This window comes from Salinarimonas sp., from assembly GCF_046292825.1.
Classification (GTDB): Bacteria; Pseudomonadota; Alphaproteobacteria; order Rhizobiales; family Beijerinckiaceae; genus Salinarimonas.
This window is the reverse complement of the sequence record NZ_JBKBQG010000009.1, coordinates 73,276-91,088: the sequence shown is the minus strand read 5'-3', so window position 1 is coordinate 91,088 and position 17,813 is coordinate 73,276. Positions and strand designations below refer to the sequence as shown.

The following is a 17,813-nucleotide window of genomic DNA, read 5'->3' as shown; positions in this document are numbered from 1 at the left end:
TTCCGTCAACGATTTTCAACAGCGCGCTGGCGCTAAGCGCCTGGAAAGGCTATGGGTTGGTGTTGGCGGCTGTTGGTGCCTATGGGGCCGCGTTAGGCTCATAACCTGAAGGTCGCAGGTTCAAATCCTGCCCCCGCAACCAAACCAAGAAAACCCCGCGATCGGACCCCCGACGCGGGGTTTTTGCGTTCCGCGAAGCGCCGCCGCCGCGACGCACTGAACCGCCCCGTGTTTGCCGGAGGCTCCAACTCCTGAGAGGATGGAGCCATGAGCGAGAAGAAGCGGAACAAGAGCTACTCCCCCGAGGTGCGCGCCCGCGCCGTTCGGATGGTGGCCGAGCGCCGGGGCGAGTACGAATCCGAGTGGGCGGCGATCGCCTCGATCGCCGCGAAGATCGGGTGCAGCGGGGAGGCGCTCCGGAACTGGGTGCGCCAAGCCGAGCGTGATAGAGGCCAACGCGAGGGGATGACGACCGAGGTGCGCAAGCGTCTGGCCGCCCTCGAGCGCGAGAACCGCGAGCTTCGGCAGGCCAACGAGATCCTGCGGAAGGCCTCGGCCTATTTCGCGCAGGCGGAGCTCGACCGCCGCTCGAAGACATGATCGCCTTCGTCGACGATCACCGCCAGGCCTACGGGGTCGAGCCGATCTGCAAGGTACTGCCGATCGCCCCTTCCACCTACCGCGCGCATGTCGCGCGCCGAGGGGATCCGCAGAGGGCTTCGGCGCGCCGGCGCCGAGACGCGGAGCTGAAGCGGGAGATCGGACGCGTGTTCGAGGCGAACTATCGGGTCTACGGCGCCCGGAAGGTGTGGCGGCAGCTTGCCCGCGAGGGCATCCGGGTCGCACGGTGCACCGTGGAGCGACTGATGCGCACCATGGGCCTCCAGGGCGTCATCCGGGGCAAGCCGCCGCGCACCACGATCGCCGACAAGGCGCTGCCGTGTCCGGCCGATCGGGTCAACCGGGTCTTCAAGGCGCCTCGGCCGGACGCCTTGTGGGTCGCCGACTTCACCTATGTCGCGACCTGGAGCGGCTTCGTCTACGTCGCCTTCGTGATCGACGCCTTCGCGCGCAGGATCGTCGGCTGGCGCGTGTCCCGCTCGGCTCACGCTGGTTTCGTGCTCGACGCGCTCGAGCAGGCCCTGCACGAGCGCCGACCGGCGCAAACCCTTATCCACCATAGCGATCGTGGCAGCAAATACGTCTCGATCGCCTACACCGAGCGCCTCGCCGATGCCGGCATCGAGCCGTCCGTCGGCAGCGTCGGCGACAGCTACGACAATGCTCTGGCGGAGACGATCAACGGCCTCTACAAGGCCGAGGTGATCCACCGCCGAGGCCCCTGGAGAAGCCTCGAGCACGTCGAGTTCGCGACTCTCGAATGGGTAGCCTGGTTCAACACCGAGCGTCTCCTCGGACCGATCGGAAACGTCCCGCCGGCCGAGGCCGAAGCCCGCTACTGGGCCGACACCGAGCACGCCGCCATCGCAGCGTGACTCAAGCCAAAAAGCCTCCGGCAAACCCGGGGCGGTTCAGATCGGCCCGTCCAAGAGCGGCAAGGTCTGGAGCTACGGCAGACTGGTCGCCAAGACCCGTAACCATCCCAATTGCAGCGTCCCCTGGGAATACCACGTGGCGTCGACCGTTCGGGTCAGGAGCGGCGCGACGGTGACGACCTACGTCATCGACCCGTCGCAGCTCGGAAAGGTGGTTTTGGTCGACGCATGGAAGGCGGCGCAGGGGAACGCGGACGCTGTGATCGTCGAGACGGGTCCCGAGCCGTATTATAGAGCGCCGGATGGCACTGTCCAAAAGGACCCCGACTATACCAGCACGAACCAAGCGCTGGCGTCGTTCCGTCTGGCCCTCAAGAACCGCTCCGTCCAGCAGGGGCCTCCCCCCTACGCTCATTGCCCGGTCGCTCCGTCCAGCTGACAGGTCGAGCGTTCGCAGGGCGCAGCCGCGGTCGCGCGGCCGAGCAGAGTGTCCGAACCACGCGGCTGAGCTCCGTCGCGTGGGCGGGGCGGGGCGGGTCGAATCGAGGCGCTGCCCTTCCTCACCATGCGCGCGCTCTGCGAACGGTACGATCGTGGGCGTGGCCGCCCCCGCGAGCGTCTGACGGACCGGGCGCGGCAGGTCATCCTCCAGACCTGCCGCAGGCTGCCCGGCCGCCCCGTGGGCACGGACGAGCCCTGGATCTCCGAACAATCGAGCCTCTTCCCTCCCCTCCCCGGCCGCCCCCCCTGCAACTGGAGCCTCGAGCCTCGACCCACCGAGCGGATGCCGCGGCGGGCGAGACGATGCTCTACGCCAGGCGCTCGATCGGCACGCCGCCACGCTTCGACCGGAAGTGCTCGTCCGACCCGTCGCGAGCCCTTCCCCCTCTTCGGACCCGCGCGCGCTCTCACAGCTCGTGATGCGAAAAATCCCATCCGACACGCTGCCTGCCGACACTGTCCGCGGGCGCCGAGGAGACGCGGGTTCTGGAGCGTCACCCGACAGGGTCGGAAGGGGGCGCGAGCCTGTCCATCGGCCAAAGAAAACGATGGACAGCCTTCGGCATCTGCGCTCATCTTGTGCGGCATGCGCACGAACGTGCGGAAAAATGTTCGCGCCGTCCTGCCTCGAATGCGGATGTCGGAACGTCCCGCTCGGTGACCAGAAGAGGGAGCAGTCATGAAACGGCTTGTCGGCATCGCGTTGGGCTTCGCGCTTCTGGCGACGACCCCGCTCCACGCAAAGGATGTTTTGACGATCGGTGTTCGCTCGGAAGCGAGCTCGCTCGATCCGCATTGGACACAATTGTCCGCGGATCTTCAGGTCCAGGAGCATATCTTCGAGAGGCTCGTCGCGCTCGATTCGGTGTCGCAGCCCGTACCCGGCCTCGCCGTGTCATGGCGCGTGGTCGACGACACCACCTGGGAGTTCACGCTGCGCGAGGGCGTGCGCTGGCACGACGGCGAGCCCTTTACCGCCGACGACGTGATCTTCTCCTTCGACCGGCTGCGCGGCGGCATCCAGGGCGCGCCCGCGAGCCCCGCCTTCACGCTCGAGAAGGGCGGCAAACGCTGGGAGAAGGTCGACGAGCGCACGATCCGGATCACGACCGACGGCCCCTACCCCACCGTCGCCGAAGACCTCGCGATGGTGCCCATCGTCGCCGCGCACGCTGCCGCCGACGCGACGGCCTCGGTGGATTTCAACAATGGTCGCGCGGCGATCGGGACCGGCCCCTTCCGGTTTTCCGAGTTCCGCTCCGGCGACCGCATCACCGTCGTCAAGAACGACGATTGGTGGGGCGGCGAGGTGCAATGGGACGAGGTCGTCTTCCGCCCCGTCGGCCAGGACGCGTCGCGCCTCGCCGCCCTGCGCAACGGCGATGTCGACATTATCGACTATCCCCCCACGGCAGACATCCCGCAATTGCGCGACGATGACCGCTTCGTCGTCAGCTCGATCGCCTCCGATCGGCTCATCTACCTGATGCCCTCCTACCGCGACATGGAGGACTACGTCCTCGACAATGCGGGCAACGTCATGCGGCCCAACCCGCTGCGCGACTGGCGGGTGCGGCGCGCGCTCTCGCTCGCGATCAACCGCGAGGCGATCCGCGACCGCATCATGGGCGGCGCCGCGCTGCCGACCCGCAACGTCGTGCCGCCGGGCTTCTTCGGCTACGACGAGCGCCTGACGGCCGACCCGTTCGACCAGGCGGAGGCGCAACGCCTGATGCAGGAGGCGGGCTACGGCGACGGCTTCCGGATCACGCTGCACGGCCCCAACGACCGCTACGTCAACGATGCGCGGATCGTCGAGGCGGTGGCGCAGATGTGGAGCCGCATCGGCGTGCGCACCGAGGTCGACACGATGCCGCGCAACATCTTCTTCTCCGAGCTGATCCGCGGCCATGCCGACAGCTTCCCCGGACACGACGTGCCGAAATTCTCGATGGCGCTCACCGGCTGGGGCACCGTCGCGGGCGAGGCGACCTACACCGTGTCGGGCATCCTCGAGACCTACAATGCGGCGACAGGTGGCGGAAACGGCAATTTCGGCCGCTACTCGAACCCGCGGATCGACGCCCGCTCGGTGCTCGCCAAGCGCACGGTCGACAAGGACGCCCGCCTGAAGCTGCTGCTCGAAGCGATCAATATCGGCATGGAGGATTACGCGTTCATCCCGCTGCACTTCCAGGTCAACCACTGGGCGCTGCGCGCCGGCCTCGAGCACGACGCGCGCACGAACGAGCGCACGCTCGCGATCGAGGTCCGGCGGGCCGACTGAACCTCGGCGCGCGCAGCGGCGGGCCCCGTCGGCCCGCCGCGACGGCCGAGACTCTCGGCGGGCGAGATGGAGAGCGATCGATGCTGGGCTACGTGGCGCGACGGCTGGTGCAGAGCGTCTTCGTGCTGTTCGTGATGACGCTTTTGGTGTTCTTCGGGGTGAACGTGATCGGCAACCCGGTCTACATCTTCGCCTCGTCCGAATGCACGCAGGCCTGCGTGAACGCGATCATCGCCGATCTCGGGCTCGACCGGCCGATCTGGGAGCAGTACTTCGTCTTCGTCGGCAACGCGCTCACGGGCGATCTCGGCCGCTCCTTCACCTTCGGCGTGCCGGCGATGAGCCTGATCTGGGCGCGGCTTCCGGCAACCCTCGAGCTCGCCTTCGCCGCGCTCTTCATCGCGGTCGCGCTCGGCCTGCCGCTCGGCGCGATCGCGGGCCTGCGGCCGAACGCGATCTCGAGCCGGCTGATCATGGGCTTCTCCACGCTCGGCTTCAGCGTCCCGGTGTTCTGGATCGGCCTGATCTTCATCATGATCTTCTCGGTCGAGCTCGGCTGGTTGCCGGCGATCGGGCGCGGGCGGACAGTGTCGATCCTCGGGCTCGAGGTGAGCTTCCTCACCCGCGAGGGGCTCGCCCATCTCGCGATGCCGGCGTTCACCTTGTCCCTGTTCATGCTCGCCATGGTGATCCGGCTGACGCGGGCGGGCATGCGCGAGGTGCTGCTCGCCGATTACGTGAAGTTCGCTCGCGCCAACGGCGTGCCGGAATGGCGCATCCTCTCGCTGCACGTGATGAAGAACATCCTCATCCCGATCGTCACCGTGCTCGGCATGGAATTCGGCGGCGTCATCGCCTTCGCGGTCGTGACCGAGTCGATCTTCTCCTGGCCGGGCGTGGGCAAGATGCTCATCGACGCGATCGCCGTGCTCGATCGGCCTCTGATCGTCGCCTATCTCGTCTTCGTGGTGTTCATGTTCGTCTTCATCAACCTCCTCGTGGACATCCTCTATTCCGTCCTCGATCCGCGCGTACGTCTCGGCGGAGGCCGCCGATGAGCGCGGACGCCCTCGCACCACGCCCCGGAACGCAGGCGCCTCCCGCGCCCGCGCAGCCGCAACCCCAGGCCACGCCCGCCCGCGGGATCGTCGCTGCCTCGGTCGCGGCCTATGCGCGCTCGTGGATCGCGGTCGGCGCGGCGCTCGTCTTCGCCTCGATCGTCGCGGCCGCGCTCGCCGCACCCTGGATCGCGCCCCAGAACCCCTACGATCTCACCCAGGTCGATCTTCTCGACAATCTGCTGCCGCCGGGCTCCGAGAGCTTCTCGGGCATGACCTATCTCCTCGGCACCGACGGTCAGGGGCGCGACATCCTCTCGGCGATCCTCTACGGGCTGCGGATCTCGCTCCTCGTCGGTCTCGCCTCGGGCCTGATCGCGCTCGTCGTGGGATCGACGGTGGGCCTCGTCGCGGCCTATGCGGGCGGGGCGGTCGACGCGGCGATCATGCGCGTCGTCGATCTGCAATTGAGCTTCCCCACGATCCTCGTCGCGCTCGTCCTGCTCGTCATCCTCGGCCGAGGCGTCGACAAGATCGTCTTCGCGCTCGTCGTGGTGCAATGGGCCTATTTCGCCCGCACCGTGCGCGGGGTGGCGCTCGTCGAGAACGCCCGCGAGTATATCGAGGCGGCGCGCGGGCTCGAGCTCGGGCATCTGCGCATCCTTTTCCTGCACCTCCTGCCGAATTGCCTGCCGACGCTCCTCGTCGTCGCGACGGTACAGGTCGCCTCCGCGATCGCGCTCGAGGCGACGCTCTCCTTCCTCGGGCTCGGCCTTCCGCCGACGCAACCCTCGCTCGGGCTCCTGATCGCCAACGGGTTCGACTACATGCAGAGCGGACGCTACTGGATCAGCGTGCTGCCGGGCCTCGTGCTCCTCGTCACCATCGTCAGCCTCAACGTCGTCGGCGATCGGCTGCGCGACGTCCTCAATCCGAGGCTCGCGTCGTGACCGCGGCGGCGACCGAGATGCCGGTTCTCGCGGTGGAGGGGCTCTCGACGAGCTTCTTCACGCCGGCGGGCGAATTGCGCGTGGTCGACGGGGTGAGCCTGTCGATCGCGCGGGGCGAGATCCTCGGCCTCGTCGGCGAGAGCGGGTCCGGCAAGACGATGACCGGATTCTCGATCGTCGGGCTCGTCGATCGGCCCGGCCGGATCGTCGCCGGCGCGGTGCGCCTCTCGGGCAGGGACATCGTCGGGGCGGATGCGCGGGTGATGCGCGATCTGCGCGGGCGGCGCATCGCCATGGTCTTCCAGGACCCGATGATGACGCTCAACCCGGTCCTGCGCATCGAGACGCAGATGCTCGACGCGCTCTTCGCCCACGAGCGGATCCCCCGCCGCGAGGCGCGCGCGCGGGTGCGCGACGCGCTCGCCGAGGTCGGCATCCCCTCCCCCGACGAGCGCCTGCGCGCCTATCCGCACGAACTCTCGGGCGGCATGCGCCAGCGCGTCGCGATCGCGATCGCGCTCCTGCACCGGCCGGAAGTCGTCATCGCCGACGAGCCGACGACGGCGCTCGACGTCACCATTCAGGGCCAGATCCTCGCCCTCGTCCAGAAGCTGTGCCGCGAGCGCGGGACGGCGCTGATCTGGATCACGCACGATCTCGCGGTCGTCGCCGGCATCGCCGACCGGATCGCCGTGATGTATGCCGGGCGCATCGTCGAGGAGGGGCCGGTCGACGCGGTGCTCGACACCCCCGCCCATCCCTATACGAGCGGCCTGATCGCCTCGCTGCCGAGGCGCGGCGGCGTGCGCCAGCGTCTGGTTCAGATCCCCGGGCGGATGCCCTCCCCTGCCGCGCTGCCGCCCGGCTGCGCCTTCGCGCCGCGCTGCCCGCGCGCCGCCGAGGCCTGCGGCGCGGTCCCCGCGCTGGCACCGCTCGACGCGGCGCGCGCGGTGCGCTGCTTCTTTCCCCTCGTGGAGACCCCGGTATGACGAGCGTGCCCCTGCTCGAAGTCAGCGGCCTCGCCAAGACCTTCGGCGGGCGCCCCGATCTCGTCGGGCGCGCGCTGGCGCGGCTCGGGATCGAGCGGCCAGCGCCGGCAGTGCGCGCCGTCGACGACGTGTCGCTGCGCGTACACGAGGGCGAGGTCGTCGGGATCGTCGGCGAATCCGGCTGCGGAAAATCGACGCTCGGGCGGATGATCGCGGGCATCCTGCCGCCGAGCGCGGGCGAGATCCGCTTCCGCGGCGAGGATCTGCGCACCCGCCGCAGGAGACGCGCTCCCGGCGAGGGGCTGCCGATCCAGATGATCTTCCAGGACCCGTTCTCCTCGCTCAATCCGCGCAAGCGCGTCGCGGCCCTGATCGGCGAGGCGCCGCGCGTCCACCGGATCGTGCCGCGCGACGCGGTCGAGGACTACGTCGCGAAGCTGATGGAGCGCTGCGGCGTCGACGCGGTCTACAAGGACCGCTTCCCCCACCAGTTCTCCGGCGGTCAGCGCCAGCGGATCGGCATCGCGCGCGCGCTCGCCGTGAAGCCGCGGCTCGTCGTCTGCGACGAGGCCGTGTCCGCGCTCGACGTGTCGATCCAGGCGCAGATCGTCAACCTGTTCATGGATCTGCGCGCCGAGCTCGGCCTCACCTACCTCTTCATCAGCCACGATCTCGGGGTCGTCGAGCACGTCTCGGACCGGGTCGTGGTGATGTATCTCGGCCGCATCGTCGAGAGCGCGCCGTCGGCCGAGCTGTTCCGCGCGCCGAACCACCCCTACACGCAGGCGCTGCTCGCGGGCGTGCCGCGCATCGAGCGACGGCGCACCGTCTACGCGCCGGTCGCGGGCGACATGCCCTCCCCGCTCGCGCCGCCGCCGGGATGCCATTTCCATCCCCGCTGCCCCCATGCCGCGCCGCGCTGCCGGACGGAACGGCCCGCCCTGCGCGAGATCGCGCCGGGCCGGCTCTCCGCCTGCCACCTCAACGACGCGACCTGATCCTTAGCCCCCACCGACGACGACGAGAGGAGCATTCCCGATGAGCGCCGCCTATCACGAGCGGATGAAGAGGTTCGAGGCCCTGGTGGCGGAGGCCGCCGACCTCTGCTTCGTGCCGATCGGCACCGACCTCGATTATCTCACCGGCCTGCATCGCGACATTCCCAATTACGGCCGCAACCTGCATCCGGGCATGTGGCTCGAGGGCGCCTGGATCGTGCCGGGCCGCGCGCCGATCCTCACGCTGCCGCGCATGACGGTCGAGTTCGGCGCTGCCGGCGGCATCGAGGGCTACGACGTGCGCGTGCTCGGCGATTGGGACGACCCGGCCGCTCTCGTGGCCTCGATCATCGCCGAGGCGCGGCTGCCCGCACGACCCCGGATCGCGGTGAGCGACGACGCGGAGGCCGAGACGCTGATCGAGCTGCAGGGCCTCCTCCCCGAGGCCCGCTTCGTCTCGGCGACCCGCGTCCTGCGGCGCCTGCGCACGATCAAGAGCCCCGAGGAGATCGAGACGCTGCGCGCGGCCGGCCGCATCACGGAGGAGGCGTTCGCCGCCGTCATCGAGAAGCTGCGCATCGGCATGACCGAGCTCGATATCGTCACGGAAGTCGATTACCAGATGCGCAAGCGCGGCTCGCTCGGGCCGTCCTTCACGACCTCGCTCTACAATACGGGGCCCAACCACCCGATGCTGTTCGGCCGGCGGCTGCAGAGCTGGCCGCGGGTGCTGACGGCGCCGGTCTCGGTGCTGTTCGACTTCGGCGCCGTGCTCGACGGCATGTGCTACGATTTCGGCCGCACCGTCTCCTTCGGCGCGCCGAGCGACGAGCAGGTGAAGGTCCACCGGCTGATCATGGATTCGCAGGCCGCCGGCATCGCCGCCCTGAAGGCCGGCGCCGCGACCTGCGAGGAGGTGGACCGCGTCGCGCGCGCGGTGATCGAGGACGCGGGCTACGGCGCCTATTTCCGCCACCGGCTCGGCCACGGCATCGGCTGGGACGTGCACGAGCCGCCCTTCCTGACGAAGGGCGACACGACCCTCGTCGAGGAGGGCATGATCTTCACGATCGAGCCGAGCATCTTCCAGGACCGCGACTTCTCCGCCCGCGTCGAGGATTGCATCGTCGCCCGCCCCGGCGGCGGCGAGGCGCTGACCCGCGGCTTCCAGGATCTCGTCGTCGTGGAGTGACGGGACGGCCTGCGGCCCCGCCGAGGCCGCAGGCGCCCATCCGCGCGCGGGGTGCCTCCTCCGAGGCCTCCCTCTCCTTACCCTGAAAGTACGAAAAGCTTCCGCCTCGTACCTCGACGCTGTCATTCCGGGGCGCGAAGCGAGCCCGGAACCCAGACTCCCGACGTATGACGAGCAGCCTATAGGCTGCGTCCTTCAACGCATCCAGGGGCTTGGATTGCGGAACGAGCGCGCATGCGCGCCCGATCGAGCGTCGTGGTTCTGGGTTCCGGGCTCGCTACGCGCCCCGGAATGACGGCGTGCGATCTCTAGAAGAAAGATTCACAAACTCTCAGGGGAAGCAAAGGCGCGGCGTCCATGAAAAGCGATGCCCACCCACGTGCATTCCCGTCCGGCTACGGGATTGACAGAAACAGCCCACAGCCGCTTTTCTGCACATCTGTGCGCTATGCGGACAAACTGAGGAAAGCGACCGCGGGCGAGCGACCCGCTTTCAAGAGGCGCCGCCACTCCGGCTCGCGCCGCAACAATGGAGGTCTCACCATGCGAATGCATCCTTCCGTCGCCGCGCTGGCCGCCGGCCTCGCGCTCGGCACCGGTCTCGCGATCGGCGCGGCGAGCGAGGCCCGGGCCGATTTCCCCGACGGGCAGACGATCCGCGTGGTGACCCCCTACGGGGCGGGCGGCGGCATCGACATCGCCGCGCGCATCCTCTCCTCGGTCGCCGACGAGCATGTCGGCACCCGCGTCGAGGTGGTGAACATGCCCGGCGCCGGCGGGCTCGACGCGGCGAGCTACGTGCACGGCGCGGAGGCCGACGGCACCACCCTGATCATCTCAGATTACGGCCCGCTGATCACGCTGGCCCTGCGCGAGGACACCCCCTACGCGATCGACGACTGGGTGCCGCTCGTCCAGGTGACGGAGATCGCGCCGACCTTCGTCGCACGCACCGACGCGCCCTTCGACACGATCGAGGGCTTCGTCGAGGCGGCGCGCGCGCAGCCCGGCGGCATCCCGATCACGCACGGGACCTATATCAGCTCCAGCCACCTGCCGCTCCTGCGCCTCGAGCAGCTCACCGGAGCGCAGGCGAACCACGTGCCGACCTCCGGCGGCGGCGAGACCGTCCAGTTCCTCCTCGGCGGCACCGTGCCCGTGGCGGTGACGACCCCAGCGACGATCGCGAGCGCCATCGAGGCGGGGACGGCGCGCGCGCTGGCGGTCGCGACGGCCGAGCGGGTCCCCTCGCTGCCCGAGACGCCGACCCTGCGCGAGGCGGGCTTCGATATCGTGATGCCCGTCTGGTACACGATCTTCGCCCCCGCGAGCGTCCCCGAGGAGCGCCGAACCGCGATCGCGGAGCGGATCGCCGCCGCCTACGAGAGCCCGGCCGCCCAGGAACTCGCCGAGCGCGCGCGCATCGTCGTGCGCCCGATCACCGGCGCCGAGGTCGAGACGATCTTCGCCGACACTCGCGCCACCGTCGAGGCGACGCTCGCCGAGCTCGACGACTGACGCACGAGCGGGCGCCGCCGCCGCGCGGCGCCCGCAAGACGCTTCTTCCAGTCTCGACAGGGTCGCATCGTGCTCCTCGACACGCTCGCAGCAGCGGCGCAGATCGCCTTTTCCGCCGAGGTCCTCCTCGCCGTGCTCCTCGGTGTCCTCCTCGGGGTGACCGTCGGCGCGATTCCGGGGATCTCCGGCGACATGGCGATGGCGGTCCTCCTGCCCTTCGTCTTCAACATGGACACCGCGCCGGCGATCGGCATGCTGATGGGGATCTACAAGGGCGGCCTGTTCGGCGGCTCGGTTTCGGCGATCATGTTCGGCGTGCCCGGGACGCCCGGCGCCGCCGCGACGATCCTCGACGGCTATCCCGCCAAGAAGGCGGGGCTGCCGAACACGGCGCTGCACACGGCGCTCTACGCATCCGTCGCGGGAGACCTGTTCGGCGTCGCCGTCCTGATCTTCATCGCCACGCCCCTCGCCCTGTTCGCCCTGCAATTCGGCCCGCGGGAGTTCTTCGCGCTCTACATCGTCTCGATCGTGGTGATCGCCTCCCTCGACACGGGGCGGGTCGCGCGCGGCTTCGCGGCAGCCGCGATCGGGGTTCTCCTCTCGATGGTCGGGCGCGATCCGTTCAGCGGCAGCGCGCGCTTCACCTTCGGCATCCAGGAGCTCGTCGCCGGCATCGGCCTCGTGCCACTCCTGATCGGCCTATTCGCGCTCTCCGAGATCATGCTCCAGGTCGGGCGGACCTTCGCCGCGCGGGCGCGCGCCGCGGCGGGCGGCGTCCCCGACGAGCCGGAGGGCTACGATCGCGCCGCCGATCGGCTCCGGCCGCGCACCTTCGCGCGGCTCTGGAAGTCGGTTCTGCTCGGCAGCGCCACCGGCACCTTCATCGGCGCGCTGCCGGGCGCGGGGGCGACGCTCGCGGGCTTTCTGAGCTACGGCCTCGCGCAGCGCGTGTCCTCGAAGCCGGAGCGCTTCGGGCGGGGCTCGCTCGAGGGCGTCGCCGCGCCGGAAGCCGGCAACAGCGCGACCGCGGGCGCGACGCTGATCCCGCTCTTCGCCTTCGGCATCCCCGGATCGGGCAGCGCGGCGCTGATCGGCGCGGCGCTCGTCATGCAGGGGATCTCGCCCGGGCCGACCATGATCGAGAACAACATGGTCGTGATGTACGCGATCTTCATGCTGCTTCTCTATTCGAGCCTGATCAATCTCGGCACGAGCAAGCTCCTCCTGCCCTACTACGCCCGCATCTCGATGCTGCAGCCGCGCTACGTGCTGCCGGTCGTGCTCGGCCTCGCGATCCTGGGCACATACGCCACCTCGAATTCCATCGCGGACGTCTGGATGCTGGTGATCGCGGGCGTGTTCGGCGTCCTGATGCGGCTCGTGGGCATGCCGATCCCGCCGCTCGCGCTCGGCTTCATCCTGGGGCCCGGTCTCGAGCGCGCGCTGCGGCAGAGCCTCATGCTCGGGCAGAACGAGTGGATCTACCTGTTCCAGAGCCCGCTCGCGCTGTCGATCTATGCCGGCGGCGCGGCGATCATGCTCCTCTTCGTCTGGGCGACACGCAAATGAGCGGCACACCGCAACGAACTGGCCGGGACGGCCGCGCGATCGCGCTCGGCGTCGCGCTCGTGGGAATCGCGCTCCTGGGCATCGCGCACGTCCATCTCGGCACCTGGCGCCGCAGCCCCGGCGGCGGCGCCTGGCTGGTGCCGCTCCTCGCCTATGCGACGATGCTCTGCGCGGGCGCCTATGTCGCGCTCGCAGGCCTGCGCCGCGGCAGCGCGCCCGCCAAGCCCGAGCCCGCGCATCTCCTCGCCGTCGCGGCGACCGCTCTGTGGGGGATCGGCTTCTTCTACGCCGTCCGCCATGTGGGGCTCTATGTCGGCACGCTCGCCTTCCTGGCTCTCGCGATGATCGCGCTCTCGCCGCAGCCGCGACGCTCCGCGCTGCCGATCCTCGGCCTGTGCCTCCTCCTCGCGGGCGGCTTCTACCTGATGTTCACGCGTGTCGCGCCGATCCTCGTCGGCCGCCCGCTCCTGTTCTGAGGCTCTTTAGTGGAGGCTCCCCCGTGACCGACGCCACGCCCGATCTCGCCGCCCGCATCGCCGATCTCGAGGACCGCGCGGCGATCGCCGACGCGATCCACGCTTATTGCTGGCATTTCGACCGCAACGAGCCGGATGCGCTGGCGGATCTGTTCGCGGACGGCGCCCGCGTCGATTACGGGCCGGACGTGCCCGAGATCCGCGGGCGGGCGGCGATCCGGGCCGCGGTCGCGCGCGGGCTCGCGGAGATCTTCGCCGCGACGAGCCATCACGTGTCGAATATCCGCATCGCCCGCGAGGGGCCGGACGCCGCGCGTTCGACCTGCCTCCTCTACGCCTGGCACCGCTATCGCGGCGGCGCTCCCGACGGCGAATTGTGGGCGCAATACCACCATCGCTTCGTGCGGATCGACGGCGCCTGGAAGATCGCCGAGCTGCGGCTCGCGGCGGCGGGCACGAAGGACTTCCACCGCGCGCGCATGCATCCGATCGGCCGCGCCTGAGCGCGTTCGCGGCTTGCGTCCGCGACAGGATCGGATATTCTCGCGCTGCGTAAAACATATGTTCGCAGTGCGAACAAATCGGAGAGGGGTTTCGTGAAACGGCGCAGCATCGGCCTCGTGGTCAATCCGATCGCCGGAATGGGCGGCCGCGTCGGCCTCAAGGGTACCGACGGCCCCGAGGCGCTCGCCCGCGCCCGCGCGCTCGGCGCCGTGCCGGAATCGCAGGCGCGGGCCGCGCGCGCGCTCGCCAGGCTCGCGCCCCTCGCCGACCGGATGCGCCTCCTCGCCTGCCGGGGCGCGATGGGCGAAGGGGCCTGCCGCGAGGCCGGGCTCGACGCCGATATCCTCCCCATTCCCGCCGAGGAGGACGCGAGCGGCCCCGCCGACACCCGCGCCGCGGCGGCCGCGCTCGCCGAGGCGGGCGTCGATCTCGTCCTCTTCGCCGGAGGCGACGGCACGGCGCGCGACGTCTTCGACGCGCTCGAAACGCGGGTGCCTCTCCTCGGCATCCCGACGGGCGTGAAGATGCACTCGGCCGTGTTCGCGACGAGCCCGGAGGCGGCCGGCAATCTCGCCCGCCTTCTGGTCGAGGGCGACCCTCGGTTGCGCTTCGCGGAAGCCGAGGTGATGGACATCGACGAGGCGGCGCTTCGCGCCGGCGCCGTCTCCGCGCGCCTGCACGGCTATGCGCGGGTGCCCTTCGAGCGCGCGCTCCTGCAGGCGGGCAAGGCCTCCGCGCGGGCGAGCGACGAGGAGGCGCTCGACGCGCTCGCGGGCGAGATCGTGCGCAACATGGAACCGCGCCGGCTCTACCTGCTCGGCTGCGGCACCAGCATCGCGCGCATCAAGCGCCGGCTCGGCTTTCCGGGCACGCTTCTGGGCATCGACGTCGTCCTCGACGGCCGCCCGATCGCGCTCGACGTCGGGGAGGAGCGTCTTCTGCGGCTCCTCGGCGACGGCGTCCCGGCGACCATCGTGACGGGCGTCACGGGAGGCCAGGGCTTCGTCTTCGGACGTGGCAACCAGCAATTCTCGGCGGAGGTGATCCGGCGGGTGGGGCGGCAGAACATCGTCGTCGTCACCGGACTCGCCAAGCTCGTCGGCCTCGATCCGCCCTGCTTGCGGGTCGATACGGGCGACGCGGATCTCGACCGGAAATTGTCCGGATACATGCCCGTGCGCACCGCGCCGGGCCAGTCGACAATGATGCGCGTCGCCGCCTGAGCGGGCTCGAGCGACGCGCTCCAGACAAGGAGGAGGACAGGAGCGTGACACAGGACATCGCGAGGCCGCATCCCTACATGCCGAACTCGGTCCCCGAGGCCCAGAACGCGATGCTCGCGGCCATCGGCGCCAATTCGATCGAGCAGCTCTTCGCCCAGATCCCCGAGGATCACCGTTTCCGCGGCCGCTTCGACCTGCCGCCGGCGCTCCCCTCCGAGGTCGAGCTGCGCCGCCACCTCCTGCGCACGCTCGCAAAGAACGAGAGCTGCGAGGAGAATCTGAGCTTTCTCGGCGCGGGCATCTATCAGCACAACGTGCCCGCGATCGTCGACGAGATCGCCGGGCGCAGCGAGTTCCTCACCTCGGTGTGGGGCACGGCGATGTCGGACCACGGCCGCAACCAGGTTTGGTTCGAGTTCGCCTCGCAGCTCGGCGAGCTCGTCGGCATGGAATTCGTCGGCCTGCCCGTCTATTCCTGGGGCTGCGCGGCGGGCAACGCGATCCGCATGGCCTCGCGGATCACGGGCCGCCGCAAGGTGCTCGTCGCGGGCTCGACCGATCCCGAGCGCCTCGCGGTCATCCGCCAATATTGCGAGCCCGTCGAGACGAAGAGCCACATCGCGGTGGAGACCGTCGGCTTCGACCCGCGCACCGGTCTCGTCGACCGCGCCGACCTCGAAGCCAAGCTGACCGATGCGGTCGCGGCGATCTACATGGAGGTGCCCTCCTTCTTCGGCACGATCGAGGCAGAGCCCGCCGCCCTCGCCGCGGCGGCGCGCGCGAAGGGCGCGATCACCATCGTCGGCGTCGATCCGATCTCGCTCGGCATCCTCGCGCCGCCCTCCGAGTACGGCGCGGAGATCGTGGTCGGCACGATCCAGACGCTCGGCGCGCACATGAATTGCGGCGGCGGCGCGGGCGGCTTCATCGCCTCGCGCGACGAGGAGGTGTATGCGCGCGAGTACCCGACGCTCAACATCTCGGTCACGCAGACCTCGGTGCCCGGCGAGCTCGGCTTCGGCCTGTGCCTCGCGCATCAATCGTCCTACGGCCTGCGCGAGGACGGCAAGGACTGGACCGGCAACTCGGTCTACCTCACCGCGATCGCGAGCGCCGTCTACATGAGCCTCATGGGACCGGAAGGCTTCCGCGAGATCGGCGAGCTGATCGTGCAGCGCGCGCGTTACGCCGCGCGCCGGATCGCGGCGCTGCCGGGCGTCGAGATCGCCTTCGCCGACGGGTTCTTCAAGGAATTCGTCGTGCGCTTCGACGGCACGGGCAAGTCCGTCGCGCAGATCAACGAGCGCCTGCGGCAGAAGAAGATCTTCGGCGGCAAGGACATCTCGGGCGATTTCCCCGCGCTCGGCCGGGCCGCGCTCTATTGCGTGACGGAAGTACACACCAAGGACGACATCGACCGGCTGGTCGAGGCACTCGAGGAGGTGCTCGCGTGATGACGAAGCCCCGTGAATACCGCCAGGCCCGCTGGAACGAGCCCGTCGTGATGGAGCTCGGCGTGCCCGGCCGCCGCGGCGCCGTGTTTCCCGCCGCCGAGCCGGACGTCGCCGCGACCGTCGGCGCCGCCGAGAGCCTGATCCCGGCCGCCATGCGCCGGCGCACCCCGCCCGCTCTGCCGGAAATGACCGAGCCCGACGTCCTGCGGCACTACCTCCACCTGTCGCAGGAGGTGCTCGGCATGATGAATATCAGCCTGTTCGGCACCTGCACGATGAAGTACAATCCGCGCCTGTCCGAGCAGATCGCGCTCAGGCCGCAGATGGCGGAGCTGCATCCCTATCAGGACCCGCGCACATTGCAGGGCATCCTCGAGATCGTGCACGAGTTCGACCTGATCCTGCGCCAGCTCTCGGGCATGGACCAGTTCGTCTTCCAGGCCGCCGGCGGCGCGCATGCGGCCTATACGCAGACCTGCGTGACGCGCGGCTATTTCGCCGCGCGCGGCGAGCTCGGCCAGCGCAACCAGATCGTCACCACGATCCAGGCCCATCCCTGCAACCCGGCCACCGCCGCCGCAGCCGGGTTCGAGGTGGTCACCCTGATGCTCGAGGAGAACGGCTATCCCTCGATCGACGCCTTGAAGGCCGCCCTCTCGGACCGCACGGCTGCGGTGATGCTCAACAATCCCGACGACATGGGCATCTACAACCCGCAGATAAAGGAATGGGTGCGGCTGACCAAGGAGGCCGGGGCGCTCGCCTTCTACGACCACGCGAACTTCAACGGCGTGATGTCGAAGATCCGCGCCCGCGATCTCGGCTTCGACGCCTGCATGTTCATGCTGCACAAGACCTTCGGCGGGCCGAAGGGCGGCGGCGGCCCGGCGACCGGCGCCTATGGCTGCTCGGCCGAGCTCGCGCCCTTCCTGCCCAAACCGATCGTCGTCAAGGACGAGGCGACCGGCCTCTACGATCTCGATTACGACCGCGAGGCGAGCGTCGGCAAGGTGCGCGAGTTCTTCGGCAATCTGAACATCGTCATGCGCGCCTATGCGTGGGCGCGGGCGATGGGCGAGGAGGGCATCCAGCAGGCCTCCGACATCTCGGTACTCGCCAACAATTACATGGAAAAGCGCCTCCTCGCCATCCCGGGCGTGACGAAATCCCACCCGCATCTGAACGAGTACCGCCTCGAGATGACGCGCTACTCGCTCGAGAAGCTCAAGGAGGCGACCGGGATCGGCGTCGCCGAACTCTCCGCGCGCATGACGGACTTCGGCGTCGACGCCCCCTGGCTCGCCCACGAGCCCTGGCTCGTCCCCGAGCCCTTCACGCCGGAGGCCGGCGAGATGTGGTCGAAGGAGGACATCGACACCTGGATCGACGTCGTCGCCGAGATCGCGCGCGAGGCCCACGAGAACCCGGACCACGTCCGCGCAGCCCCGCACAACGCCGCGATCCACGCGATCGACGGCGCCGCGCTCGACGATCCCGCGCGCTGGGCGACGACCTGGCGGGCCTATCTGCGCAAGAGGGCGCAGAGCGACGACGCGCAGGCCGCTCCCGCGCGCGCCGCCGGCGAATGAAAGCCA

15 protein-coding genes and 1 other annotated feature are annotated in these 17,813 nt (G+C 69.7%); all 15 genes read left to right on the top strand.

Translation table 11 applies throughout. The features are described 5' to 3' along the window. Positions 1-267: 267 nt before the first annotated feature. The 15 genes from ACK4UM_RS07045 to gcvPB all read left to right on the top strand — a co-directional run bounded on the left by ACK4UM_RS07045 (position 268) and on the right by gcvPB (position 17,807). Positions 268-1,496 (top strand): IS3 family transposase gene (locus ACK4UM_RS07045; protein ID WP_409797219.1). Its coding sequence is split into 2 segments (ribosomal slippage): positions 268-568 and positions 568-1,496, totalling 1,230 coding nucleotides; the frame shifts between segments, so codons are not numbered across the junction. Further along, positions 555-671, top strand: a sequence feature (AL1L pseudoknot). It overlaps the preceding gene by 117 nt. Positions 1,497-1,536: 40 nt before the next feature. Continuing rightward, complete coding sequence (locus ACK4UM_RS07040; protein WP_409797277.1) at positions 1,537-1,935, top strand: protein-glutamine glutaminase family protein; 399 nt, start codon at positions 1,537-1,539, stop codon at positions 1,933-1,935. Positions 1,936-2,802: 867 nt separating this feature from the next. Continuing rightward, positions 2,803-4,284, top strand: a complete 1,482-nt coding sequence (locus tag ACK4UM_RS07035; protein WP_409797217.1) for an ABC transporter substrate-binding protein — start codon at positions 2,803-2,805, stop codon at positions 4,282-4,284. A gap of 80 nt (positions 4,285-4,364) precedes the next feature. After that, on the top strand, positions 4,365-5,342 hold the full coding sequence (locus ACK4UM_RS07030) for an ABC transporter permease (protein ID WP_409797215.1): 978 nt from the start codon (positions 4,365-4,367) through the stop codon (positions 5,340-5,342). After that, the gene (locus ACK4UM_RS07025; RefSeq protein ID WP_409797213.1) at positions 5,339-6,292 is read left to right on the top strand and encodes an ABC transporter permease; all 954 of its coding nucleotides are present in this window, start codon (positions 5,339-5,341) and stop codon (positions 6,290-6,292) included. Before ACK4UM_RS07030 ends, ACK4UM_RS07025 begins: the two co-directional genes overlap by 4 nt. A 17-nt stretch (positions 6,293-6,309) precedes the next feature. Beyond that, on the top strand, positions 6,310-7,281 hold the full coding sequence (locus ACK4UM_RS07020; protein ID WP_409797275.1) for an ABC transporter ATP-binding protein: 972 nt from the start codon (positions 6,310-6,312) through the stop codon (positions 7,279-7,281). Beyond that, positions 7,278-8,279, top strand: coding sequence for an ABC transporter ATP-binding protein (locus ACK4UM_RS07015; protein WP_409797211.1), 1,002 nt, complete (start codon positions 7,278-7,280; stop codon positions 8,277-8,279). The genes ACK4UM_RS07020 and ACK4UM_RS07015 overlap by 4 nt, the downstream gene beginning before the upstream one ends. A 40-nt stretch (positions 8,280-8,319) precedes the next feature. Continuing rightward, positions 8,320-9,471, top strand: a complete 1,152-nt coding sequence (locus tag ACK4UM_RS07010; protein ID WP_409797209.1) for a M24 family metallopeptidase — start codon at positions 8,320-8,322, stop codon at positions 9,469-9,471. 543 nt (positions 9,472-10,014) lie between these two features. After that, the gene (locus tag ACK4UM_RS07005) at positions 10,015-10,989 is read left to right on the top strand and encodes a tripartite tricarboxylate transporter substrate binding protein (RefSeq protein ID WP_409797207.1); all 975 of its coding nucleotides are present in this window, start codon (positions 10,015-10,017) and stop codon (positions 10,987-10,989) included. Positions 10,990-11,058: 69 nt separating this feature from the next. Then, positions 11,059-12,561 (top strand): tripartite tricarboxylate transporter permease, encoded by a 1,503-nt coding sequence (locus ACK4UM_RS07000; protein ID WP_409797205.1) that lies wholly within the window; start codon positions 11,059-11,061, stop codon positions 12,559-12,561. After that, positions 12,558-13,037 (top strand): tripartite tricarboxylate transporter TctB family protein, encoded by a 480-nt coding sequence (locus tag ACK4UM_RS06995; protein ID WP_409797203.1) that lies wholly within the window; start codon positions 12,558-12,560, stop codon positions 13,035-13,037. Before ACK4UM_RS07000 ends, ACK4UM_RS06995 begins: the two co-directional genes overlap by 4 nt. A gap of 23 nt (positions 13,038-13,060) precedes the next feature. Next, a complete protein-coding gene (locus tag ACK4UM_RS06990) occupies positions 13,061-13,540 on the top strand; it encodes a nuclear transport factor 2 family protein (protein ID WP_409797201.1) in 480 nt (159 codons plus the stop codon). Positions 13,541-13,633: 93 nt separating this feature from the next. Continuing rightward, positions 13,634-14,764, top strand: coding sequence for an ATP-NAD kinase family protein (locus ACK4UM_RS06985; RefSeq protein ID WP_409797199.1), 1,131 nt, complete (start codon positions 13,634-13,636; stop codon positions 14,762-14,764). Between the two features lie 44 nt (positions 14,765-14,808). Next, positions 14,809-16,218: an aminomethyl-transferring glycine dehydrogenase subunit GcvPA gene (gene gcvPA, locus ACK4UM_RS06980; RefSeq protein ID WP_409797197.1), complete on the top strand. Its 1,410-nt coding sequence runs from the start codon at positions 14,809-14,811 to the stop codon at positions 16,216-16,218. Further along, positions 16,218-17,807, top strand: coding sequence for an aminomethyl-transferring glycine dehydrogenase subunit GcvPB (gene gcvPB, locus ACK4UM_RS06975; protein ID WP_409797195.1), 1,590 nt, complete (start codon positions 16,218-16,220; stop codon positions 17,805-17,807). The genes gcvPA and gcvPB overlap by 1 nt, the downstream gene beginning before the upstream one ends. Positions 17,808-17,813 lie beyond the last annotated feature (6 nt).